16 protein-coding genes and 2 riboswitches are annotated in these 26,712 nt (G+C 41.6%); of the genes, 3 read left to right on the forward strand and 13 right to left on the reverse strand.

Features of this window, described 5'->3' with window-relative positions:
• Positions 1-218 precede the first annotated feature (218 nt).
• A riboswitch (cyclic di-GMP riboswitch) is annotated at positions 219-301 on the forward strand.
• 295 nt (positions 302-596) lie between these two features.
• The gene (locus tag L1999_RS27240; protein WP_235741386.1) at positions 597-1,580 is read left to right on the forward strand and encodes an LCP family protein; all 984 of its coding nucleotides are present in this window, start codon (positions 597-599) and stop codon (positions 1,578-1,580) included.
• A 408-nt stretch (positions 1,581-1,988) separates the two neighbouring features.
• Here the strand turns inward: L1999_RS27240 and manA (L1999_RS27245) are convergent, their stop codons facing one another.
• Positions 1,989-2,933, reverse strand: coding sequence for a mannose-6-phosphate isomerase, class I (gene manA / locus L1999_RS27245; RefSeq protein ID WP_235741387.1), 945 nt, complete (start codon positions 2,931-2,933; stop codon positions 1,989-1,991).
• Positions 2,934-2,954: 21 nt separating this feature from the next.
• On the reverse strand, positions 2,955-3,491 hold the full coding sequence (locus L1999_RS27250; RefSeq protein WP_235741388.1) for an NUDIX domain-containing protein: 537 nt from the start codon (positions 3,489-3,491) through the stop codon (positions 2,955-2,957).
• Between the two features lie 640 nt (positions 3,492-4,131).
• A riboswitch (cyclic di-GMP riboswitch) is annotated at positions 4,132-4,221 on the reverse strand.
• Positions 4,222-4,617: 396 nt separating this feature from the next.
• Between L1999_RS27250 and L1999_RS27255 the strand changes: the two genes are divergently transcribed.
• A complete protein-coding gene (locus L1999_RS27255; RefSeq protein WP_235741389.1) occupies positions 4,618-5,025 on the forward strand; it encodes a VanZ family protein in 408 nt (135 codons plus the stop codon).
• 407 nt (positions 5,026-5,432) lie between these two features.
• Complete coding sequence (locus L1999_RS27260; RefSeq protein WP_235741390.1) at positions 5,433-6,230, forward strand: AIM24 family protein; 798 nt, start codon at positions 5,433-5,435, stop codon at positions 6,228-6,230.
• A 347-nt stretch (positions 6,231-6,577) separates the two neighbouring features.
• Here L1999_RS27260 and manA (L1999_RS27265) read toward each other — a convergent pair whose 3' ends face one another.
• The 11 genes from manA (L1999_RS27265) to L1999_RS27315 form a co-directional block, all read right to left on the reverse strand.
• The gene (gene manA, locus L1999_RS27265) at positions 6,578-7,525 is read right to left on the reverse strand and encodes a mannose-6-phosphate isomerase, class I (protein WP_235741391.1); all 948 of its coding nucleotides are present in this window, start codon (positions 7,523-7,525) and stop codon (positions 6,578-6,580) included.
• A gap of 341 nt (positions 7,526-7,866) precedes the next feature.
• A complete protein-coding gene (locus L1999_RS27270) occupies positions 7,867-10,149 on the reverse strand; it encodes a glycoside hydrolase family 3 N-terminal domain-containing protein (protein ID WP_235741392.1) in 2,283 nt (760 codons plus the stop codon).
• Between the two features lie 31 nt (positions 10,150-10,180).
• On the reverse strand, positions 10,181-13,306 hold the full coding sequence (locus tag L1999_RS27275; RefSeq protein WP_235741393.1) for an alpha-mannosidase: 3,126 nt from the start codon (positions 13,304-13,306) through the stop codon (positions 10,181-10,183).
• A gap of 158 nt (positions 13,307-13,464) precedes the next feature.
• On the reverse strand, positions 13,465-16,464 hold the full coding sequence (locus L1999_RS27280) for an endo-beta-N-acetylglucosaminidase (RefSeq protein ID WP_235741394.1): 3,000 nt from the start codon (positions 16,462-16,464) through the stop codon (positions 13,465-13,467).
• A 938-nt stretch (positions 16,465-17,402) separates the two neighbouring features.
• The gene (locus L1999_RS27285; protein WP_235741395.1) at positions 17,403-18,278 is read right to left on the reverse strand and encodes an ROK family protein; all 876 of its coding nucleotides are present in this window, start codon (positions 18,276-18,278) and stop codon (positions 17,403-17,405) included.
• A 43-nt stretch (positions 18,279-18,321) separates the two neighbouring features.
• Positions 18,322-19,212 (reverse strand): ROK family protein, encoded by an 891-nt coding sequence (locus tag L1999_RS27290; RefSeq protein ID WP_235741396.1) that lies wholly within the window; start codon positions 19,210-19,212, stop codon positions 18,322-18,324.
• Positions 19,213-19,252: 40 nt separating this feature from the next.
• Positions 19,253-20,662, reverse strand: coding sequence for a glycoside hydrolase family 1 protein (locus L1999_RS27295; protein ID WP_235741397.1), 1,410 nt, complete (start codon positions 20,660-20,662; stop codon positions 19,253-19,255).
• 39 nt (positions 20,663-20,701) lie between these two features.
• Positions 20,702-22,207: a response regulator transcription factor gene (locus tag L1999_RS27300; RefSeq protein WP_235741398.1), complete on the reverse strand. Its 1,506-nt coding sequence runs from the start codon at positions 22,205-22,207 to the stop codon at positions 20,702-20,704.
• Complete coding sequence (locus tag L1999_RS27305; protein WP_235741399.1) at positions 22,200-23,996, reverse strand: sensor histidine kinase; 1,797 nt, start codon at positions 23,994-23,996, stop codon at positions 22,200-22,202. The genes L1999_RS27300 and L1999_RS27305 overlap by 8 nt, the downstream gene beginning before the upstream one ends.
• A 320-nt stretch (positions 23,997-24,316) precedes the next feature.
• Entirely contained in the window at positions 24,317-25,774 is a 1,458-nt protein-coding gene (locus L1999_RS27310) for an ABC transporter substrate-binding protein (protein ID WP_235741400.1), read from the reverse strand.
• A gap of 23 nt (positions 25,775-25,797) precedes the next feature.
• On the reverse strand, positions 25,798-26,676 hold the full coding sequence (locus tag L1999_RS27315) for a carbohydrate ABC transporter permease (protein WP_345790914.1): 879 nt from the start codon (positions 26,674-26,676) through the stop codon (positions 25,798-25,800).
• Positions 26,677-26,712 lie beyond the last annotated feature (36 nt).

Genomic DNA, 26,712 nt, shown 5'->3' on the forward strand with positions numbered 1-26,712 from the left:
ATTTCACATTTATAGATTTTATTACTAATAGCGTGGAAAATCAAACCATTTATAATTAAGTTCTAATAAACGTTTCAACGCCAATATCCATAAATTCAAACGGACAGATGAATATATAGATACGTAATAGGTATACGGATTCATTAAAATTTGTAGTAAGCTAAACTTTTTTACTATACTAACAGTAGTAATAATGTTACAATTTACCCACTATATAAATCATATAAAGGCAAATCTATTGAAAAATGGGGGCGTAAAGTCTCGGATCTAAGGTGAAAGCTAAGGTGGCTGAACTACCGGATTAATATTCAAAGGAGTTGGACCGTATGAGTATTATGTCCATATTTTGTTATCTTTTCAAGAAACATAAAGTTGATTACTACACTAGCAAATGTGTTAGATGTGGTAAAAAGTGTAGAACTCGATAATTCGGGTTCTTTTTTTATTTCAATTCTACTATCTTTTCTGCAACAAGATTCAATATGCGATTTTCCAATTATAATATATTGAGCCCAATCTCCAATAATAGTAAGATTAGTCAGTACTATAAATTCTAGATAACATCATCCTATTTATTTAATACAGTGGAGGAAGAAATGAAGAAAAAGGGCACTAGAAAATGGAAAGTCATAGGCTTCAGCATTTTAGGAATTTTTGTTTTAGGAATGGCAGCATTTGGGTATGAATACTATCAATTACAACCCAAGAATCATTTTTCAACAGTGCCTGTAGTGGGGGCTAAAAAGACATCTACTTCATCTAATGCGGATGAAAAGGTTGAAGTGAAGACACCTGTATTTAACGTCCTCCTAATCGGTTCTGATCAACGAAAAGGTGACAAATTAGGTCATACCGATTCTATGGTGCTTGTCCATGTTGATTTAAATAAAAACAAATATCAAGCGGTTAGTATACCTCGTGATACTCGTATCCATTTAGATGGTTATGGATATACAAAATTAACGAGTGTTCAATATATTAAGCAAGCCACCGCTGGGTCACAAAAAGGAATTGAAGCTGCTGTTACAGCCATAAGCGAGTTTATGGGTGTCCCTATAAATTATTATGTCGAAACGAACTATTGGGGCTTCCAATCTATGGTTGACGCATTGGGTGGAATCAAGATGAATGTACCTTTTGATGTAAAATTAACACACCCATGGTATGCTGAAAATAGAAATAAAGTAATTAATACAGGTACTTATTCATTTGACGGGAAAATGGTAACTGAGGTTGTTCATGAGCGTTATTCACTAAAAAATGGTGAATATGGCCGCCAGCAGCTACAGGAAGAGGCATTAAAGGGGATTGCCAAAAAAGCGTTAAGTCCAAGCAATATTACCAAGTTGCCAGCCCTGGTTAAAACGATCCCTCAATTTGTGGTAGCTACAAATATGTCAACAACTGATATGTTGAGCCTAGGCCTGTCTGCCAAAAACTTTGACCCAAAAACTCAGTTGGTTTATCAGCAAATACACGGTGAAGGAAAAAAACTTTACGATGATATACTAAAAGCAAACAATTCACAAATAGTGATCAATCAAGAACAAGTAAAAGATATAGCAGCTAATTTTCAATAAAAAATCACAGGGACGGTTCTCATGCTTCCGAAGCATAAGAACCGTCCCTTTGCTTCTTTCTTCACCATAATTCAACAATTAACCCCTAAATCTCACATAATCATTTTTATTATTCTGCAATTTATTCCATTGAATTTGAAAGCGGTTTCAGTTATAGTTAAAAAAACACTTTTGATAGACTTAAGGGTTATCTACAACGATTACTAGGAGTGTGGATGTACATGGACGAACAGGGGAATCTATTAGTGGGATTATTTTGGGGTACGTCTTTAAGTATACCTTTGTGGATAGCGTTTTTTGGCTGGCTGAAACTGATTATTCATTTTGTTATTTAGTAGAAATACCTTTTAATTATATAGAAACAATAAAAGAGTAAGGAACCCCATCATGGGTCCTTACTCTTTTGTATTAAGGATGAGATACAATCATTTCACAATTCCCATCGACCTCAAACTCACCAAATCCAACAGGAAGAATGAAATGGGTTCCCTTCCTTAATTCATATTGCTTATCATGATGAGATAGGGTGCCTTCGCCCTTAATCACACTAAAAAGCAAATACTGATCATTGTAAGAAAAGCTAGACTTGCCGCCAACTTGCCATTTATAAACAGAGAAAAACTCCGATTCCACAAAGGTAGTAATGTTAGTAGTATCCTTCTCTTGGACTGTTTTCATACCCACAGCATCTTGATGAGGAACCGTAGTAACCTCGATTGCTTTCTCCAAGTGGAGCTCTCTTAGATTTCCCTCTACATCTCGACGATCATAGTCATAGACCCGATAGGTAGTGTCAGAACTTTGCTGTGTTTCTAATACAAGAGTTCCTTCACACAGAGCATGGATGGTCCCGCTTGGAACATAGAAAAAATCACCTGGTTTGATTTTTACTCGGCGGAGCAGATCACTCCACTGACCTTCCTGAATTTGCTGCTGTAATTCTTCCTTGGATGTGGCATTATGACCGAAAATCATGTCAGCATTCTCTTTACAATCAATAATATACCAGCACTCAGTCTTACCAAGTTCGCCGTTTTCTTGAACCATCGCATAAGAATCATTAGGATGCACTTGAACAGAAAGGTCCATGTTGGCATCCAAAATCTTAGTTAATAAAGGAAATACCTTTCCCTTTGGTTTTCCAAAAAGCTCTGGATGCTCATTCCACAAATGATCTAAGGTCATTCCCTTATAGGGGCCATTATCTACCATAGATGGTCCATTAGGATGAGCGGAAATCGCCCAGCACTCGCCTGTGTTTTCATTAGGGATATCATATCCGAATACTTCCTGTAAAGCTGTCCCGCCCCATATTCTCTCTTTAAAAACGGGCTGTAAAAATAATGGTTCCAAAAAAAATCCTCCTCATGGTTGTTAATCTGTCATAAACTTATATCTTAAAATAGCAGCTAGACCGGCACCGTGCTTGAAATCACCTTTAATGATGAGATCCTTCAGCTCTTCCATGGTAAGAGTATGCAATTCTAGTGTCTCGCTACTTTCTAACGTTTGCTGGGTCGAAGTTAAGCCCGCTGCAGCAAACAAGAATATTTCCTCCGTTGTTGAGCCTGGAGAAGGATAAAAGCTTCCTAATTCAAGCCAATGCTCGGCCACATACCCTGTCTCTTCCTCAAGTTCTCGTTTTGCAACCTCAAGCGGGTCATTGCCCTCTTGATCAATCATTCCAGCAGGCAACTCCCATTCCCAACTGTTAATGGCATGGCGATATTGTTTTAAACAGACGACTTCATGCTCTTTCGTTATCGGGAGAATACAGACTCCTTTGGCAAAGTCCAAATAGGAAAACGTCTTTTCGTCCCCGTTTGGAAGAATCACCTGATCGATGGTAATGCCAAACCGATCTACCTTATTCTTATTAGAACTTGTAATCTTCCAAGTCAATTTGTTCACCTCTAAACTTAATCATTCTTCTGATTCAACTAAATTATCTCCAAATATTAGGATACTACAAAACGAAAGAAAATAGGAGAACTAATTTATGATTACTTTACCTGTGACATGGTTTCTTCAGGAACAGTAGTTGGAATTTAAATGCCAGATTATTTCCCTTTCATTTAGGGAATACTTTTATTATTAAATTTCAGGAATAGATAAGCTATTCGGTCATTTTATTTAAAAAGAGGACTTTATTTTTTGGGGTGAATTTTATGGAGAGGCAAGGGAACATTTTAGTAGGGATCATATGGGGAACTACCTTTAGTATTCCGTTGTGGCTGGCGGTATTTGGCTGGCTAAAACTATTTCTTCGTTATGTTTAATGATAACTTTCTGTTTTTAAGCGGCTACGTATAAACAGTAACGATCTGATAATAATTTTACTGGACAAAAAAACAATCCCAATATAGAAAGGATTGTTTGGAAAACGTTTACATATTAATGATGAGTATTTAACATTTGATCTCCTCTTTTGGCTGCAACCATTAAACTCATAATCAAAAGCATCGAAAAAGAGCCGACAAATAGACCTGCTATAAATATAGCCATAGTAAACCTCCTAGATTAATGATAATTCGTAGTAAGGCGATTCATATTCGGTAACTGGCTAGCATAGTTTAAAATAAAAACCTTAGCCCCTCTAGCTTTGCGCGGCCACTTTTCAATGGTTTTGCCCTTTCGTACGAACTATGTATTTCTTATTTTATTATAACATTTATTACGAGTGTTCCATAGTATTAATAACCTTTTAAATATTTATATTATGTGAAAAGTGTTTAAGGATGGCTCGATGTATGGACGAACTTCAATTGAGCCAGCCAGCAAAATGGAGGGAATAAATTTGAAAGAGAACGAGGATGGGGGAAACTTTGGTTTGGGATGCTTATGGGGAATCCTTTTATCCATCCCTTTATGGATCCTCACTTATATCATATTCCGTCATTTCCGACACTAGAGAGAGATTTACATCTATCCAAGAATTTCAACCAAGTATAAAGCTTTTTTACAGCCAAGAAATCATTTATTTTTGGCATAATTAAATGTTAAGATGATTCCTATAATAGATTTAGTAGGAGTTTTTATGCAAAAAAAGTTACTTGTTCAACTACTGTTTATCTTTTCATTGGTATTTATTGTCAAATATACGATGTTTCCAAATTCTTCGTTAGGCATAGGTATAAGCAAAGGGGAAATAAACTTAATACCTTTTAAATCTTTGGGGAATCCAATTTCACCCGACTTTTTCGTGAATGTTGGGGGGAATATTTTATTATTTATTCCGTTTGGTTTTATTTTGCCAGTGAAGTATCCTAAGATTAGTAGATTGCAGACAGTCACTTTAGTAGGATTATGGTTATCAATCCTAATTGAGTGTATCCAATTAACCATGCCTAATAGAACCACGGATATTAACGATGTTATGTTAAATACCCTAGGCACATATATTGGTTTTCGTTTATTCAAAAAAGGATGTAGATTAAAGCCCTAGAAGCAAATGTAAAATGATGTTACATAAAACCTAATAAATCAATCCTTCTTCTTAGCAGGTGAAAATTATTATTCATTATCGTTCTAACAGGACTTTTACTCTACTCTGGAAAACAATTAATACTATTAAGATGCATATTATAAACACCGCAGACTTCTGTGGTGTTTTAGTGATAAATCGTATATTCCAATTGTTAATCTTCGATAGGTTGCAAATTTTCCGAGAGAAATAGATTATTAACTCAACATCAGGGATGACCGTGATGTGTTTTCATTTTATATAATGTCGTATAATTGGATTTATGCGCACCGTTACATGAACAACTACGGGAACAGTTCAATTTAAGTTGATTTAATATTTGTCCGTAAGCAAGTTCAAATCAGGTCTCATAAAAGAGGAGAAATGCCATGTCTGAAGCATATCAAGTAATAAGTTTTGTTGAAAATCAAAATATGAAAATTGAGATTTTGGAGTATCAACAATTAGGCGGAAATGATAATTTTACTGTTGCTGAAAAGCTATTTTTTGCACAAAAATCAAACATTAAATTAAGACAAGTAAGGATTACACTTAAAAACAGCGCCCTTACCGCTGAATCAGGTGCCCTACAGTTTATGAAAGGAAATATCGCATTAAAAAGTCTAGGAGGAACGAGTGCCAAAGGGTTTTTAAAAGGTTTAGCCTCCAGTGTTTTAACCAATGAATCCATGATTAAACCACAATACCAAGGGAGCGGAATCATTTATTTAGAACCAAGCTTTAAACACTTCATGATCGTTGAACTAAATAACGAAGAAATCATTGCAGATAAAGGTCTTTTTTATTGCTGTGAATCAACTGTTTCGATTTCCGTCCAAGCAATGAAGAATATCTCCTCTGCCATTGCTGGAGGCGAAGGATTGTTTCAAACAAAAGTATCTGGAAGCGGATATTGCGTATTTGAAATTCCTGTTCCCGAAGAGGAATTAGTGGAGTTTGAACTACAAAATGAAATGGTTCAAGTAGATGGAAATTTCACACTTTTCCGATTAGGGAATATCGACTTTACCGTTGAAAAATCAACAAAAAGCATTTTCGGTTCTGTTACATCCGGCGAAGGTCTACTTCAAACATTTAGAGGAACGGGAAAAGTCTTTATCGCACCAACGTTACCTGTTTATGAAAAGTTAGGACATCTATTAAACCCGACGCCGCCATCAAAATAAAAAGGTCGCTGGCTAAGGTTTAAAGTTTCGGTGAATATGAGGACAGCTTGATGATTTCTGCCACATATAATGTAAAAAAATCTAGTTTCATTTAAGCTATAATACACCCAATGCCTATACCATTTTTTCAAAAAAAGGTAATCAACTATTCTTGCCTCTTGTCAAAAGTGTTGCCCTTGTCAAATTTTCCATTTCGTTGTGACAAGGGCTTTATTTTTAATCTTTAGCATTAACATACCTCGGAGTGGAAGTTTACCGCCTCTTGAGTTAGGCACCTTCACCCTTAAGTTCAATCTGCTGACAAGCGCACAAAAGAAGCATGAGAACCGTCCCCATGCTTCTGCTATCTACTTATGTGATAAAATTATCTCGCATTGACCGGAAATTTCAAATTCACCAATTCCAACGGGGACAATGAGATGCGTACCTTTCTTCAAACGATATTCCTCTCCATTATGTAAAAGTGCTCCCTCTCCATTTATAACACTAAGAAGTAAATAGTGATCATCAAAAGAAAACAAGGCACTTCCTTGCACTTCCCATTTATAAACCGAGAAAAACTCTGACTCTACTAAGGTAGTAATCTTAACATTCTCCTGCTCCTCAACCCTTTGAACAGCTTCACCATCTTGGTGCGGGACAGTCGTTACATCAATAGCCCTTTCTAAATGGAGCTCACGTAAATTTCCGGCTGAGTCCCTGCGGTCATAATCATACACACGATAAGTGGTGTCCGAGCTTTGCTGTGTTTCCAACACAAGTGTTCCTTCGCATAAAGCATGAATGGTTCCACTTGGGACGTAGAAAAAGTCACCCGGCTTAATTTTCACACGGCGCAAGAGTTCATTCCATTTCCCCTCGGTAATTTGATCTACTAATTCCTCCCTTGTCTTGGCGTTATGGCCAAAGATCATGTCCGCATCTTCTTTACAGTCGATAATATACCAGCATTCCGTTTTGCCAAGCTCCCCATTTTCATTTACCCTCGCATAGGCATCATCGGGATGAACCTGCACAGATAGATCCATATTGGCATCCAAGATTTTGGTTAACAACGGAAAAACTTGCTCTTTTGGATTCCCAAATAGTTCAGGATGCTCCCGCCAAAGAATGTCCAGAGTTATGCCAGTATACGGTCCGTTTTCGATGACGGAAAGACCATTCGGGTGAGCAGAAATGGCCCAGCATTCTCCCGTGTTTTCAGATGGGATGTTATATCCATATTCTTGCTGTAACGTAGTTCCTCCCCAAATTCTCTCTTTAAAAACAGGCTTTAAAAATAATGGCTGCAACATAATACCACCCTTACTATATAAAATTTTTCTGTCGTCAATAAGAGCCATTGATTACCCTATTAACCTATTTTTTTCATTTACGGTCGACAATAAGGGCTATTGTCTACCCTGTTAATCTATTTTTTCTATATACGGTCGTCAATAAGGGTCTTTGACTACCCTGTTAACCTATTTTTTCCATATACGGTCGTCAATAAGGGTCTTTAACTACCCTGTTAACCTACTTTTTCCGTTTACAGTCGTCAATAACGCCCATCGACCATCCTGCTAACCCTATTTTTTCCATATACAGTCGTCAGTTAGTCCTCTTAGCAGGAACTCCTGACATTATTCCGAATGATTTAACCGATCGTCAAGACAGCGCTTAAAGAGTCGACAGGATTTCCAACTTCAATTTCAACCCATCCCTGTTCTACCTTATAGGTATTTTGGCTGCTGAATACTTGTAATTCCTCCGCCCCAAGCTCAAGCATCACTTCTTTGGTCTCCCCGGCAGCCAGCCATACCTTCCTAAAACCTTTTAATTCCTTAACCCTTCTGGTTATACTTAAGCCCTTTCCTTTTAGATAGAGCTGAATCACATCATAACCATCGCGGTCCCCAATATTAGTGACGTCCACCGTTATGCTGAACTTTTCACCAGCCAACAATTGATCAGCTGTTATGGTTTTCCTTGTGACCCGAAGATTTTCATACCTAAATTCGGTATAAGAAAGCCCAAAGCCAAATGGATACAAGGCATTTCCGGATTGATCGAAATAGTCCTTCTTGTATCCCCCGTCCTTATAATTATAAAAAACAGGCAGCTGCATGGAAGACCTTGGGATGGACACCGGCAATCGTCCGCTCGGATTTACCTCTCCAAATAACACCTCCGCTATGGCCTGACCACCCATTTGTCCTGGGTACCAAGCACTTAAAATGGCCGGGGCATGCTCCGCAATCCATGGTATCGCATGTGGTCTGCCCTGGATTAACACAACAATAACCGGTGTTCCTGTTTCCATCACTTTTTGAAGCAGCTGGAGCTGAAGGCCGCCCAATTCCAAATTGGCGACATCCACATTTTCGCCGCAATCCATTTCTTCCTCGCCTGTTGTATTAACAACAGCTCCGTTTAGGTCAAATTGGGCATCAAATTTCCTGGCACTCGAACCACCTAAAACAACGATGGCTACATCTGAACTGCCAGCAAGATGAACGGCTTTCTCGATACCATCTCGATCACCGGAGCGAATGCCGCAGCCCTTTTCATAAACCACGTCCGCCTCAGAGGCCAGTGAGGTAATCCCCTTCCGAACCGTAATGACGCGGTCTTCCCGCTGGAACGGTGTATAATCCCCAAGCTGATTATAAATGGCGTCTGCATTAGGGCCAATGACTGCTATTTTTTTAATATCTTTTTTGAGAGGAAGGATTCCGTCATTTTTTAACAGAACAATCGACTGCCGTGCCGATTCCAGATTGATTTTCTCAGCCTGCTCCTTACCTTTCATCGGATCGGCTTCCACATAAGGCCGGTCAAACAAGCCCATTTTGAATTTAAGCGTTAATACCCTTCTTACGGCATCATTAAGCTTTTCTTCACTGACGAGCCCCGTTTCCACTGCGGTTTCCAAAGTAGTATACACATCATCCCAAAGGCTGATATCTACCCCGTTTTCAAGAGCCAATGCAGCGGCTTTCTCCCGGCTTTGGGTTAAAGCGACCAAATTGTCGAGCGCGCAGCCATCAGCCATTACCGCTCCCTTAAATCCGAATTCCTCCCGCAAAATTTGATTAAGAAGATAGCCATTGGCATGACACGGAATTCCGTCAATTTCATTGTAGGCTGCCATACAGGCAAGCGCGCCTGATTGGATGGCTGAGATCATCGGCGGAAGATGAATTTCCCTTAATTCTCTTTCCCCGATGGAAGCTGGCGCAGCATTCTTACCTCCTGTTCCGTTGCCCTGGGCCGCAAAATGCTTTAAAACAGCGGTCAGTTTTCCCTCTGGGATAAAGTCACCTGGCTCCCCCTGCATTCCTTTAACAACAGCCTCGGTTAACTGGGAGGCGAGGTAGGGATCTTCACTGAAGCACTCCTCTGATCGACCCCATCTTGGATCGCGCAGGATATCCAGGGTTGATACGAGGGCCAAATGGGCCCCTTTTGCCCTGACTTCCTCTGCAACAGCCGCCATCAGTTTTTCATGCAATTCGGGATTCCACGTTGCACCAATTCCCAAATTGACAGGCGTAATCATGCTGTCTAATCCTTGATGGCCATGGGAGCATTCCTCCGAAAGAAGGACGGGAATTCCCAATCTTGTATGTTCCTTTACATATTGTTGAATCAGATTGGCCACATCAGCACTAACATCCTCCGTAATCCCATTTTCAAAATGAACGGCTGACCATGGGTCGGAACGGAAGAGTCCATAAAGGACTCCGATTCCATCCCATCGCTCTACATGTTCTTTAAACTTTTCCGTTAGTTCGTAGCCGGTGTCTGTTTTTCTGTAAACTTCCCAGCCATACAATTTCTGATTAACCTGTCCAACCTTTTCCTTTAAGGTCATCTTGGACAATAATGCTTCAACTCGTTCATTTATCGTTTCTTTTGCCGTATTAGAATATGCCATTTTTCCACCTGACCCATGTAGTTTTTTGATTCTACAAGCTTACTAAAATTGTTTTTACTTCAAATGGCTTCAGTAAGGAGGATAGCTTGTTCCCTTGGACGGAAATGTCTGCCTGTCTCTCTTCCAGCAGATTGGTTTCATGTGCAGACTGAACCTGCCCCGCCAAGGATAAGAAAATATTCTCTCTGCCGCCGCTAGATTCATACATTCTCAGCGTAAGCCCCGTGCCATCCTCTGACGGCTTGACCGTATCAAGAATGACCTGTTTGGATTCTATCTTTATAAAAGAATACGAACTTGGCAGGCTTCCCTGATGGGCAGAAGTACGGAAAACAACCGCTGGGTGATTCAACTCATACCCGCGCTTAACCACTTCAGCCTCTCGCCAATCACCTTCATGCGGGAAAAGGGAGTACGTAAATTCATGTTGTCCCTGGTCTGCCCCTTTGTCAGGCCATTTAGGTGCCCGAAGCAAGGATAAGCGCAGAACATTTTGTTTCATATCATATCCGTATTTGCAATCATTCAACAAACTGACTCCATAACCAGCTTCAGAAAGGTCGGCAAAGCGGTGGCCGCACACTTCAAACTGTGCCTGCTCCCAGCTCGTATTTGTATGTGTCGCTCTTTCCACCGATCCGAACGGGATTTCAAACGTGGCTTTATTGCTAACCACATCGACCGGAAAGGCAACCTTTAATAATTTGTGCTCCTCCTGCCAATCGACTCGTGTTTGGAAATCGATTCGTCTACTGTGATGATAGAAAACCATATCTTGCTCGATGGTTGATTGAGCCAGCTGCCATTTAAACCGGATCACATCCTTGGCCGCTCCTTTTTGGATGTTTTTCTCAAGAAGGACAACCGGTTCCGCCGGCTGGTCTTCAAAATGGGGATCCACATCCCATGCATCCCAGAGCATTGGGCGGTCATGGAAGAGCTGGAGCTGATTACCGGCGGCCCCGCTAGGCACCACTTCACGCTGGGCTTTTTTATCATAAAGGCGGGAAATTTCCCCCTTTTCATTCCATTTCACCAGATAATAGTCTGTTTCCCACTCGCAGCCCAATTCCTCTTGTTCCTCGACTACTTGTTTCCCTAAATCCTTTAACCATATCGTTGCATAGCCCATTTCTGGAATCTCAGGCACGTAAACAGTTAATTCAGTTTGGCCATCTTCCCTTTGAATAAAGTCCGTTGGAAGTTCCTGCCCCTCCTGATTAACTGCTCCCTTTCCTGCCAATTCAGGTCCACCGGTAATTCTTACGGTTTCAGACCTCTTCCAAGACAAGCTATTAAAAAGGATGACCGGTACTCCGTCGCCCTCGGTGTCAATTTGCTTTTCGAGGGACTGCAAAGCTTCCTGTCGCACCATTTCGCCGTTTGCAAAAATTTTTTTGTAATCGGACTCCGAATCCACATAGACCTCCGGAATAGACGACCCTGGAATAATATCGTGAAATTGATTGAGCAGAAGCAGCTTCCAGCCTTCTTCCAATGACTGAGAAAGATTGGCTCCGGCAAGGTTTCCAGCTAGGCTGCGCCAAATCTCTGCATCCCGGTAAAGGACTTCTGCTTTCCGGTTCCATTTCTTATTCCGGGCATGTGTAGTGTACGTCCCCCGATGAAGCTCCAAATACATATCCCCCACCCATGCAGGTAAAGGTGGATTGGCCTCACGAATCCCATCGAAAAATTCGTGGGCTGTACTGTTGACTACTGCCGGCAAGCCAGGCAAAGAGGCGGAACGATCAATATAATCAATCATTTCTTGTGTCACGCCGCCGCCGCCATCCCCATGTCCATAAAGGAGCATCTGTTTTGGATGGGCATTCTTTTGCTTAAAACTATCCCAGTGACTCTGGATTTCTTGGGGGTGGGTATATTCATTTAATCCATGATTCAAAAAGGAAAGAATCTGCGTTCCATCGATCCCTTCCCAATAAAACAAATCATAAGGAAAGGAATTGGTGTCATTCCAGTTCATTTTAGAGGTCATAAAATAGTCAATTCCGGCACCCTTTAACAATTGCGGCAGAGAAGCACAATAGCCAAAGGTATCAGGAAGCCACTCAATTCTTGGCTGCACGCCGAATTCATCCTTGTAAAATTTCATCCCATATAACAACTGGCGGACTAAGGATTCACCGGATGGCATATTTAAATCAGGCTCTACCCACATGCCTCCAACGACCTCCCAGCGTCCATCAGAAATATGCTTTTTTACCCTTTCATAGATTTCAGGGTAATGCTCCTTCACAAAGGCATAGGCTTGGGGCTGGCTCTGTGCATAGGTAAAGCCTGGATTCTCATCCAGCAGGGTACTCATCGTCGAAAAAGTCCGGCTGCACTTGCGAATGGCCTCTTTTACCGGCCAGAGCCACGCCAGATCAATGTGAGACTGTCCGACCATTAACATTTGGCCATATGGGCTGGCCGGCAAATCAGATAGTTTTTTCTTTAAGTCTTCTTCCATGCCAGCGACCCATGAACCATTGGTTAAGGCTTCCGGCGTTTCAGACAGGACCTTTTTTTCAACCTCAGTCAAACTCTCGATAATTTTGAATCGTCCCATATCACCTTCCGGCAGTAATTTTGCGGTGTCATAGTAACACTTCACGGTGGCCAGCAGACTTTGGACAGCCGTATTCGGCAGATCAAGAGTTCCTTTCAGAAGGGTTAGTGGCGGGGGATCAAATTCAGCGGGTTCATTTTGATAATTTAACTCATCGAGCGTTTGACCGGCATAGTTATATAATTCTACCTTTATATTAATTTTTTCTTTTCCCCGTACATTCTCGGGAAAAGGTACATAACTACGGTTCCGATCAATTCCATGGTGGGGCATGCCATCTATAGATACCAACCCTTCATGGAGAGTCCGGAGACCCTTTGCACCGGCAAGAAAGGTAAGTCCAAATGGCCGATTCTGCCAGTGAGCGGGGATCGATACTTCCTTCTCCAAAAACAGGGTACCGCCCGCATCGATTAACCAATCACCTTCATTAATGGTAAAGCTTTCCTCTGGATCAAACTCATAGTTTGCTGGTTTCGTATAAACGCCGCGTTTTGCACGCCAATCCTTAATCTGGATAGCCTCTAGTATCTGTTGATTCGATAAATGCTGAATAAATCGCTGTATTCTCTCCAAAGTCACTGTCGTTCCCTCCCAAGTTAGTATTCTTTTTTTAAAAAAATGACTGTGTTAAATTTTGGCTGTTGATTTCCGCGGGCATTAACCAGCAAAAAAATAAAGAGTATGGCAGATCATTTTCTTATCTGCCATACCTGATAACCTCGCTGGCTAGCAGCGGTTTACTTCGACCATGTTCTTAAAAAATAGTCGGCGCTTGCTTTTAGTCTATTTTTCGTATCTTGTGAAACGCCGTTGAATTCACCGCGGTCAACTTGAGCTTTAAATTTCTCTAATTGCGTGGCTGCTTGCGGCAAGCGGCCTGCCTCATAATGTTCCTTCGCAGTGTTTAATGTGGCCGTTAGCATTTCACCAGCTGTTGCGGTCAATTCCTTTTTCTCAACCAATCCGTTGATGATACCGTAAAGGTCATCTAAGCTCATTCTGACAACCGTAGTGACTTTATTTCCCGAATAGTCTTCCATCACAAATTCAAGGATGCTGTCCGTTGACTGAGTTTGGAAGGTAAGCTCTTGTAAATGCGTGCGTCCGCGCACAATATACGGTTTGCGTCCTTGACTGTAAGTGGTATTGAACGTTTTAGCTACACCATTTTCATAGACATACAGGTAATGCCAATCCCTCGAATCCGGTAATCCCCACGTCACGGAAGTCCCATTAATGGTGACTTTTTCGGCTGGATACGCTTCAATGGATTTGTCTATAAACGTGCCCTGATAGCTAATCCAGTCATGGCTGCCCACTTTTATTTTCAGAAGATATTGATCCCCATTAATCGGCAAATTCGACAGTTTTGCTTCTGGCTTGCCATTACTTACGGTGACCGTCTCGTTCACTTCTTTGGCATAGTCATACTCAGTAGAAAGATTGACAGTGATTTTTCCATCCACATCCTTAGGATTTTCCCATGAAACCACCATATCGCCGTTATCCGATTGGACAGCTTTGATGTTATGAACCCCTTTTGTTAAATCATACTGTACAACAGCAGGTTCACTTTCCTGGCCATCCTGACTCACGGCTGTCACGGAAATATCACCTGATAGCCCTTTCAAATTCTTGATGTAAAAGACATCATCATAAATACCGCCAACATAGGCTCCATTATTATAGACATTGTATTGTTTCACATTGTTATAATCAGCGAGATTCCATGAGAGATACATTTCATTAGAATCACGTAAAGCTTTAGTAATTTGAAGTCCTGTAGGCGCCTTCGGTTTCTCGATCGAGTTGTCGCTGATTTTCACCTGGCCGATATTGACCTGATAATTGTTGATTTGTCCTTGTGCCCCGTTATCAAAGACGATTCCAAAGGCTTCAATCTCTTTGCCAGCATATTCGGACAAGTCAAGATCGGCTGTTACCCATCCATCGGTCTTTTTACCGGAATTCGGTACGGCCACTTTCACAACTTTTTCCGGTGCATCTTTAAAAAGTAAACCGGCGCTCATCACAGATGAGTCATCTTGGGATGTTTTATTGTAGGTAAGCGAAAATTTGGAGCCCGCTTTTACTTTTAAATCAGTTTTATAAAGATGTAAAAAGTTTTCCGCATCCAACGTGCCATTTACAACAAGTGAGTTTCCGCCGTTATAGGCACCTACCTTTTGATAATGGTAGCGTGAGCCTGCATTGTAGTTAGGACCGAAATCAAAATCAGCCTGCAGCGGCGTGCCTGAAGTTTGCATCCACCACTGCCATGTCACAGGAATATCCTGAATATTGATATTGGACCATTCTTCAGAGTTACTAACCTTGCCATTGACATAATAGGCTAATCCGCGGCCCATGTTAAAATTGGAGACAAAGTTGGAGCCATGAATAACACTGCGTTCAGCGATGTACGCAGCAACACCATCCCAGTTATCGCCTTTTGCAGCTACATCAGAAAGCGGTGCGTTTGCATTTCTGCCCGTACTGGTTGGGTCAAGGTTAGGGCCCGTCCACCATGCACGGTCACGAATAAACGACATCCATTGGTAATCGCTGTTGTTGCGGCGCATTGTATCCGTTCCGCCGAGGTCTTCATCCAAACCATGATGGGTAAAGTCCGCTCCAAGCATGGCGATACTGTTCATCGGTTTGCCTGTGCTGTCTAAATTATTGCGGAGATCGTTCCGACGGGTATTAAATCGGTCGCCGCCTGCTTCCACACCGGCAAACACCGTCTCCAGAGGATTTAAACCTAAGCTCTCTGCTAATGCCTTCGAATTTAACAACTTTTGTTTGTTCCAATTGTAATTTAAGAACATTGACTGGGCCAGATCGCCATATTGCGAGTCCTTTACAAACGGACTATTCCCGGAAGTAAATTCGTTGTCGTATTTTAATTTACCAGTTGTATTATTAACTGCATCGTACCACTGGACATATAAACCACTATTTCGTAAAACCTTTAAAAACTCTTTATAAGTAGGGATATCTTTCACTGCTACCCCGGAAAGCTCTTCTTGGTTAAAGAAATAGCCGTCATATCCATAATACTTAGCCATTTCAATCAGTTTTTCAGCAACAGGGAAGTTCCCTTCCTTGTCTTTGACAAGCATTTGCGTATAGGTTTGCGGACCTCTGTCATTGCTTGAGAAGAAAATAACGGCAAGGGATTTGACACCGTTTTTATGGGCGGCATTGGTATAAGCCGGATTTGGGATATTTAATGCACCAAATTCAAACCATCGTTCATACCATTGAAGGCTCGGATCATATAAATCTTTTGGAACATCGGCTGTCGCCATTCCATGCCAATAAGAGTAATAATCTACATACTGCCAGTACGGAAACGTATACTGCCCGAATTTATTCGTGTAGGCGGTACTGTCCATAAAAGCATTCCCATAGTCACCAGCAATATTAGACATTTGTGTTTCCGGGCTCAAATTAGGGTTTGCCTGTGTGGCGGTAAATGCTTCATTACGTTGTTGTAATGGGACCCGCGACCTGAGCATCTCTGAATCTTTATCTGCTTCCGGTTTCCACTTTAAAATGTCATTCGATGTATAACCGTGCTGGGTTGGCTGATTTAATCCGGTTGCGCTGCTGCCTGTGTATGGCAGTGTATCCCCCGCCAAGGCTGAGGTTGCAAAGCCGGCCTGCAAGGTAAAAAGCGCCGAAATTGTGACGATCAGTGTTTTTTTCGTTTTTCCCATTCGTGAAAACATCCATTTCCCTCCCCTTTTTTCTGCGTAGCTGCTTAGACAAAAGAAGTAAGTTGATCACCTACAATTATGTAAGGCATCAATAGATTCATTGATTGAAAGCCCCGCCCCCTTTAAGTAAAACAGGTTACATTTCATCCCATAAATCGGCATAAATGTAAGCCTTTCCACCATTTTAGCAATACTATTCCTATCATCCTATTGGCTAAAACATAGATTCATTGGTTAAAGTAAAGAACACTGTTGGGCAATTCAGAATGTTAAAGTCGTGCTGCACGAAAAATGTCCTTCATCTAGGGATGAAGGACTAAACTTGATCGTACTCTCTCGAATCTGTCCTATAGACAGTGGCTATTGGACAATATTTTAGATTCCCTTCTGTAATTGTCCAATAGCTATAACTCTATTAGACAAAACCATATCGAACTTATAAGAATTGTCCAATAGAAGGTCCCTATTGGACAAAATCCTTATTCAACCTCTCCAATCTGTCCAATAGAGAGAGGCTATTGGACAAAATTTTGGATTTCCTTCTGTAATTGTCCAATAGCTATAACTCTATTAGACAAAACCCCATCGAACTTTTAAAAATCGTCCAATAGAAGATCCCTATTGGACAAAATCCTTATCCAACCTCTCCAATCTGTCCAATAGAGAGAGGCTATTGGACAATATTTTAGATTCCCTTCTGTAATTGTCCAATAGAAGGCCCCTATTGGACAAAATCCTTATCCAACCTCTCCAATCTGTCCAATAGAGAGAGGCTATTGGACAATATTTTAGATTCCCTCCAGAATTTGTCCAATAGCAGCAACCCTATTAGACAAGAACCCCATTGAACTGCGGGAAATTGTCCATTAGAAGATTCCAACTTCTCGAATTTATTCAAGCCACCCACACAAAAAAAACGTACCACTCTCCCGAGTAGTCCGTTCCCTCTATTAATATACTTTCCTACTCTCACTCCATGCCTGCCGCGCCAGCAAAAGCGCCCCCGTAATCCCAGCATCATTGCCCAACCCAGGACTTACAATATACTCCGACAACTCCGGCAACGACACATAATCACGCAGAAACTGCTCCAAATACTGATAGATAGAAGGGAATACTTGTTTTTGGTTCATCACGCCGCCGCCTAAGATGATCCTTTTTGGAGAAAGAATCAGAATATATTGCATCAGAGCCTGGGCGATATAGTAGCCTTCCAGTTCCCATACTTCCTCCCGTTCAGCCAAGCGGATTCCTTTTTCTCCCCACCGTTCTTCAATGGCAGGCCCTGCCGCCAGGCCCTCCAGGCAATCATCGTGGTACGGGCATCTTCCATGATAGGGATCCCTTGGATGACGTCGAACCAAAATATGCCCCATCTCCGGATGTGAATGCCCTTGAAGCAGCTGTCCCTGAACAAGCGCCCCTGCACCAATTCCTGTTCCAACCGTAATATATAAGCAGCTGTCCAGCCCTTTGGCAGCACCAAAGGTCGCCTCGCCTAATGCGGCCGCATTTACATCCGTATGAAAGCCCATGGGAACATCAAAGGCATCCTGAATCGTTTGCACAAACGGATAATCCTTCCACCCTGGTTTTGGTGTAGACGTAATATGTCCGTAAGTCGGACTTTCCCGGTTGACATCAATGGGGCCAAACGAGCCAATCCCGATTGCTTCCACTGGGTACTTTTTAAAAAAATCAATGACTTTTGGAAGGGTTTCTTCCGGGGTAGTAGTGGGGATCTGAATTCGGTCCGTTATCTTCCCCTTTTCGTCTCCGACCGCACAAACAAATTTTGTCCCTCCCGCTTCAATCGCACCAAGCATTTACAACTCCTCCTAGTCTACTTATTCTTGAAATCGTCCCTTGTCATTTTAGAAAATGAAACAAGGCCCCGATTAAGTTGGCATCGTTACCAAATTGACACGCTTCCACCTCAATATGTAACGTGGATATATCATCTCTTAATCTCTTTAATTCACGATTGATCCCGGCAATCACGTCCTGCTGCTTACTAATTCCACCACCAATGAGGATTTTTTCTGGGTCTAGGGCATATTTTAAATTATAGATACCGATTGCCAGCCTCTTATAAAACTCGGTAAGGCATTCTTGGGCAACCGAGTCGCCTTCTTCCGCCAAACGAAATACCTCTTCTCCGTCCAACGTCCCTTTCCCAAGCAATTTCCCCTTTTTCACTTCCTCCACAAGGGCATTGGTGGAAGCCACAAGGCTCCAGGTTCCTTGCAGCGGCTCTTCTTGGAAAGGGGCTCCCATAATCATGTAACCAAACTCCCCGCCGTGAAGCTTAGCCCCGCGTAATATCGATTGGTTCAGGACAATACTGCCGCCAATTCCTGTGCCTATCACAATACAAATATAGTAATCCGTTCCTTTGGCTGCACCTAACCAGCCTTCCGCCAAAGCAGCGCAATTGGCATCATTTTCAATCGCTGTCTGAAGTCCTGTCCGTTCCTTTATGAGTCCGGTCATGTTGACTCCATGGATATAGGGAATCGCACTGGCTCCGCCAATAAAGCCTGTTTTTACATCTACAGATCCTGGAGAACTTACGGCAATTCCTTGAAGATCAAAGTCATCCGAATATTGTTCGACTATTCTTTGTAAAGTCTGCAAGAAGATCTCCAATCCATCTTTGGGCGTCATCAACTTGCCGCTTTTGAATTTCTTGGCCGTTTCATCCATAACCGCATATTTGATATATGTACCTCCAATATCGAATACCATGTAGGCTTTCATTAGAATCCCCCTACGTGTAAAATTGTTCGTCCCGCCAAGCTTAAAATCCATTGTTCTCTGCCAGTAGCTTATACCATCGGCCGGATTTTTTTAGGGTCCGTTTTAGACCATTCTTCAAATCTACTTCTACCAATCCGTAGCGGTTCTTATAGGCGTTTGTCCAAGACCAGTTATCCATGAATGTCCAGATATGATATCCTAGACAATTGGCTCCTTCCTGAATTCCTTTATGTACCCACTTTAAGTGTTCTTTCACAAACTCAATCCGGTAGTCATCCTCAATGAATCCTTCTTTGTTGCGAAACTTCTCTTCTCCCTCAACCCCCATGCCATTCTCCGAGATGAAGAAGGGGATATTCCCATAATAGTCACGAAGATCGATCATAATGTCATAGATGACTTCCTCGCATATCTCCCAGCCGCGATGCGGATTGATTTTCCGCCCTGGCATGATATAAGGATCAAATAGATGTTCTGGCATAAACGGAGTATTCTCAGGCTCCGGCTTCTCCTTCGCTTTTACACGGCGCGGCTGGTAGTAGTTCACACCTAGAATATCAATCGGATTCTCTCTGATCACTTCCAAATCACCGGCCTCCACCGTTGGAAGCAGGTCTCTTTCTTTTAATAGATCAACCAAGTCACGCGGATACTCCCCTTTTGTGACTGGATCAAGAAAACTGCGGTTAAAGAACAGATCCGATAATATTGCTGCGGCTACATCCTCCGAATCATCCTTGCTTCTTGGATAGGTTGGCGTTAAGTTTAGGATGATGCCGATTTTCCCCTCTCCCTTCTCTTTTTTAAAGGCCTCTACCGCCCTGGCATGGGCCACAATCGTATGGTGGGTAACAACGGCCGCCCGTTTGAAATCTGTTACATTGGGATAATGCCAATTATATAAATAGCCTGCCTCGACTGGAACAATCGGTTCGTTAAAGGTAAACCAATATTTGACGCGACCTCCAAATAAACGGAAGCAGGTTTTTGCATAATTCACATAGGCATCGACGACTTCCCGGCTTTCCCAGCCGCCTTTTTCCTGCATACACATCGGCATATCAAAATGGTATAAATTCACAAACGGCTCTATTTCCTGGGCCAGCAGCTCATCGAAGACTTGATTGTAAAAGGCAACGGCCTTCTCGTTTACTTCCCCAGTTCCGTCCGGAATTAACCGGGACCATTGAATCGAGGTCCGAAAGGAGTTATGACCCGTTTCCTTCATTAACTGAATATCTTCTTTAAACCGATGATAGAAATCCGATGTCTGTTCCGGACCGACCTGATGATGAAAACAATCAGGCTCCACGCTGTACCAATAATCCCAGATACTTTGCTTTCTTCCATCAGTCATTGCTGCCCCTTCCGTTTGCGGACCGGATGCGGCACTTCCCCACCAAAACTTTTCAGGAAAACGATAGTTTGGTTGGTTAATATGTTTTTCCATCAATATCACCGCTTCTCTCTATTAAATGGTCATGCACGATTAAATTTTCCTCCACTCACTCGGTGTCGTGCCAATGATTTTCTTGAATTGCTTATAAAAGTAAGTAGTATCAGAATACCCGACTTTTTTTCCTATATCCCCGGCCCGATAATGGGTGGTTTTCAGTAATTCCTTTGCTTTCTCCAATCGGTAGCGATTAAGATATTCTGAAAAGACAACCCCTACTTCCTTTTGAAACAACTGCCCCAGATAAATGGCATTGACATGGAACTGCTGCCCCAGTGTTTTTAAGGACAGCCCCTGGTCATAGTGGGCATGGATGTACTGGAGCACATTCTGCACAATCGGGCTTCGCAAATGAACATGATTATGAATGGTCAGGATTAGCTCGTAGCAATATTCAGTCAAGATGGTCTTCATCTGCCCGATATCCGAACAATAAACAATCCGTTCAACGACAGCGGTATAAAGCGAAAGGTCATCCGGCTGCAGGGAATAATGAATATAAGAAATTAAATCAAAGGTATATTTTTTTGCCACATGAGGGGAGATGATGGTTGATTTTTCTGTTAATCCCTTAAAGAACAAATCAATCAATTTTAATGATTCTTCCTCCTCGTTCATGAGCTGTTTTACAATAGTTTCCTTGAACTCCTGCTGACGTTTCAGATCTTCCTGGCGGTCGACTGCTAGTTTATCTGTCAGGAGCACATTCGGTTCTGAGTATAGCTGAAGAGAGCTATGTTCCCTAGCCACCATAAAGCTTTCTTCAAATTCATCCATCGTACAGACGGTCTTTCCCATCGCCAAATAGAATAAGCCTGTCCTTCTTTGTTCATTGCGGAGGTCCTCCACAAGGCTTTGATGCTGCTTTTCCAGCTCCTCTTCACTCGCACCGCCGAAAAAAATCACAATCTCTTGATTAGGACTATAGAAACATAATGCCGAGTATTGCTCTTCAATATGGTGCCTGACACCATTAACAACCTCTGGATTGTGGTAATGTTCAATAGTTAGGATTGAAACCGCGTACATTGTCTGGTTAAATTCGATTTGGTATAGGGCCAATCTTTCGAGGCAGTTATGCCTGTCCATTTCGCCATTTAGATAACTCCATAATGTATTGTCCAGCAGGGTGGCTGTTTCTTGTGCCTTGCTGCCTGCTGCTTCAGCTTTTAATTTCCTTCCGAGGACTTGAAGCGTTGTCAATAATTCCTCTTCATCCACAGGCTTTACCAAATAATTTTCAATTCCTAATAACAACCCTCGCTTGATAAAATCAAACTCTTGATATCCTGTTAAAACCATACTTTTGGTCTCAGGCCGGATGCTATTTACCTCTTGTATCAGGTCTAAGCCGGACATTTCCCCCATCAATATATCCGTGATGAGGAAATCGATGGGATATTTCTTAATATAGGAGAGCGCCTCCTCCCCGCTTTCTGCTGTATGGACGATTTCAAACCCGTAATCTTCCCAATCCAAGATGGCCGCCAGTCCTTTTGTGATGATGGGTTCATCATCAGCAAGTAACACCTTAAACATGGTAAAGGCCCTGCACTGGAATGGACAAAGTGACCCTTGTTCCTGTGTCTTTGCTGCTTTTTAACGAGAGCCCAAACTGGTCCCCATACTTGAGTTTCAAACGTTGATGGATATTTCTTAACCCGATTGATTTCATTTCATCGCCCTCTTCACCATTAATATGTTGAACAACTTTGGCCAGTTCATCTTCAGACATACCTTTACCGTTATCTTCTATACAAATTTCGATTTTTCCACCAAGATTGGCCCCATAAATGGTTAATTCATTATCAGACCGCTCCTTTTTAAAACCATGAATAAAGTAATTCTCAATAATCGGCTGAAGGATCAATTTTTGAACAGGTGTTTGTTCTACCTCGTCTGGAATATCGAAATGGACCTCGAGCTTATCCGGATGCTTAAACTGCATTAAGGTTAAATATTGTTTGACATATTCCACTTCGGTATAGAATGGGACGGTATCCTTTGATTCCAGCGAGTAGCGAAACAATTTGGATAAATGAAAAATCATTTTACTGGACGTTTTGGAGCCCTCCAAGACCGCTACCATTCTGATTGCTTCAAGCGTATTGAATAAAAAATGAGGATTGATTTGAGCTTGAAGCGCTTTTAATTCCGCCTGCTGCTGCTTCATATTGAGCATGTAAAATTGTTCTATATAATTATTCAATTCATTAAGCATGGAATTCATATTAGAGGCAATGCTCGATAATTCATCTTCATGTTTGGACTCGGGAATCCGTGCATCCAGGTTCCCCTTTTCCACTTGACGAATCGTCGAAACAATCTTATTAATCCGTTTCGAATAATTTTGCATAAACGAATAAGACAGTAAAATGGCCGCCATAATAAGTAAAATGATTACGACCCACATGGTTCCCCTGACAATGGATAACTTTTGCCACCCTTGGTCGGTAATAATACTGACAAACGTATAATCACCCTTGTTAGCGATGGTATTGACATAATACTTTTCAGATTTATACTTGATCTTCGTTTCATTTGTTTCTTGTTTTAATTGATGGACAAGAGCGAGAGGGACTCCCTCATTATGCGAATAAACAATTTGGCCGTCTTTGTCGATTAAAAAGAAAGAAGCCGGTGCACCTTCCTCCCTTTTGACCATCTTATCTAAATGTTCAGTAGAGTAATAGATGGAGATTTCCCCAAGTTTCTCAAGCGTGACTGGGTTATTAATGACCACCTTTTTTGTAATGGTATCTTTTAATTCCCGCCCTTGCGGCAGTCCGGTTTCATTTAGATTAGAGTATCCCCCCGGCATGGTATCATGTGTATACGGTTTCGGTTCAACAATACTCTTGTTCCAGCGAAGATAATTATTGATAAGTAAATATTCGATTCCTTCACGATCCAATGAACGTAAGCTAATGGCGTTAATATCACTGTCTTGACTAAAAAAGCCATTAAAATAGGTATCAAGATTGTTAGGAAAATACGTGCGGTCCTCCGAAAATCGATCAAGGCGGTATTCTAAATATTTCCCATACCCATTATGGAGGGCAAAGGAGATATCATCGATCAGATCCCCTTGAACGTAAATATCCCTGATCGCTTTATTAATATCTGAATCTTTGGCAGAAAAATAATCCTCTACCCGTTCGATCGTCCTAGTATTCACATTGACTTCCTTCTGAATGATGATATCAGAATAATAGTTTGTAATAGTCACAATTAAGACGATTACCGTTACAATAATCGTAATGGAGGAAGTTAAAAAAAGTTTATTAAATATTTTTTGATGAAAACGGCTGTTTTGTTTCAATTTCATTTTTCCAATCCCTCGGGTTGTCCATATTTTTCAGTTCAAGTGTAACACAATAGAGAGGACCGAAGACTAGCTAACTTCCTTTGCCGTTCCAGGTAAATTCATCCTAATGGCAGGAGAGCATAAGCGCCTTGATCAGCCCCGACAAGCACAAGACGAGCCGGCCGAAAGGTTGCTCTTTAACCTTTTGGACGGATTGACTTGTGACCTCGAGGGGCTAGGCGCTGGAGCTGGACAATTCTCTAGGTAAAAACTTTTATACTTTCTTACCTGTCGAAATAAAATCAAGCCGGAATACTCCACCCAGCTTGATTTTATTTTACTTATTTTTGTGAGCTTTTCCACTCATCATATTGCTTTTGAATTTCTTTTAACACCTTGTCAAGTCCAGCCTCTTTCAGCTTTTTATTGAATTTTGGCAGGTATGTTTCCGGATCAACCGAACCTGTGGCCAATGCCGGGTAAAACTCTTTCGAGATGTTGGTAATGGAAGCAAGCTCTGAGCGAACTGGATCACTGTTAAATTTGAAACCAAGTGATGGTGCCTTTACAGCAGAAGCGTTAAATTCCTTGAACTTTTCCCATTTATCTTTTGGATCGTCCTTGTACAAATCCAAGATAAAGTGGTTGCCTAAGGAGTAAGATGGCATATTATATCCGTCGATACGTGCAGGCAGGTCTTCAATCGTGCCATCTGCATTCTTCTTGTAATGTACTCCTTCAATTCCTTTATCAACAAGGTTGCGGAGATATGAATCTGTATTGAGCAGCGTTAAAAATTCCATGGCTTTTTTCGGATTCTTAGATGTTGCTGAAATCGCTTGAATCGAACCAGAAACAGAATCATTTACAATCGTTGGTTGTTCAGCAGGAACAGATACTACTTCATACTTGGCAGAACGGGACCATAGTAAATCAGCATATGGCTGGGAACCGCCCATGCGGACAAACCAGTTTTGTACATCCATTGGCCAGCTGTCTTTACTTGTTGCGGCATCTTCTTTAAGATAGCCAGCTTTATAGTACTCGCGCATGGTTTTAAATTGTTTCATAGCAGCATCCGTATCAAATGGATTGACCACTTTGTTAGTATCACCTTCAAACGGGAAGGCAAAAGGCATTTCATTATTGAAGACATAGTCAAAGCGTAAAGGTGCTTTAAAGGTTGCCATTGGTGTAACACCAGATTCATTTTCTTTAATCGTCTTCAGCATTGGCTCAAGGTCTTGCAACGTTTTTACCTTCGAAAGATCAAATTTATATTTATCAACAAGGCGTTTGTTAAATGTATATACATCTTGTCTGGCCACCTCTTTGTTCGTAGGGACGCCGTAAAGTTTACCGTCAACTTTATTTCCTTCTAATAAGTCAGGGTTGATTACGTCCTTTAGTGCTTTCCCTTCCTTATTCAACAGATCATCAATGGCGAGGAATGCACCTTTTTGGGCATTTTGAACGTAAGAGGTGCCATTTGTAAAAATAATATCAAAGGATTCCCCTGAATTAATCATTACTTGTGACTTTTGATCCCAATCGCCCCAGTCAATTTGCGTCATTTTCACTGTGGCATTGATTTTTTTCTTTGTATATTTGTTCACCTCTGCAAAAACCTTATCAGTATCTTTTTGCGGGGTTCCAATGGTGTACCATTTAATTTCATATGGCGCTCCATTTTTACCGCCCTTTTCTGATGTGCTACTGTCTTTGCTGCTGCAGGCAGATAATAGGGTTCCGGCTGCCAGAACGGATGCGAGAATAATACCAAGTTTCTTTGTCTTCATTCCTTTTCTCCTCTTTCTGTTAGTTATTCTTTAACGCCGCCAATGGTCAGTCCGCTAATAAAGTACTTTTGAAAGAACGGGTACGAGACTGCAATTGGTAAGGTGGCGATCACAACCATAGCCATTTTGGCTGATTCTTGCGGGATGGTATCAAATAAACTTGTCTGCATGATAGCTACATCCATATTTTTTCTCATAAACTCAAGATTTGCCTCTATTTTCATCAGTAAAGCTTGAAGCGGTACCAGATTAGGGTCATCAATATAAAGTAAAGCGGTAAACCAGTCATTCCAATAACCCAGTGTACTAAACAGTGCAATCGTAGCAATTCCCGGTAAGGAAAGCGGGAAGATGATTTGGAAAAAGATCCGCCATTCACTTGCTCCATCTATTCTGGCCGATTCTAAAATCGATTCAGAAACAGACTTTAAGAAGAAAGTTCTCATGATGATAATATAAAACGCATTCATTGCAAGTGGAAGGATCAACGCCCAAATTGAATTTTTTAAATGTAAAAATTGAGTGACGACGATGTAAGTCGGTACCAACCCGCCGCTGAACAGCATCGTAAAGAATGCCAGGAATGTGAAAAATTTTCGATACTTAAATTGCGGTCTTGAAATCGCGTAGGCATAAAAGGTTATCATGAACACACTGATAATGGTACCGAAAATCGTAATAAAAATCGTGACACCATAAGAGCGGAAAAAGGACTCCTTCATACCCCATAGATACCGATAAGCATCCATGCTCCATTCGTTTGGGATCAGTTGAAAACCATTCCTGACAATACTTTCCTCACTTGTAAACGAAATAATAATCACATAGATAAAAGGAAAGACACATGTAACCGCGAGAATCCCTAGCAGCACAGCAATAATGGCATTTGCGGCCGGATGCATATGTTGAGGGTCTCGATACTTTTTCCTTGTCACCCC

This window comes from Neobacillus drentensis, assembly GCF_021560175.1.
GTDB lineage: Bacteria > Bacillota > Bacilli > Bacillales > Cytobacillaceae > Neobacillus > Neobacillus drentensis_A.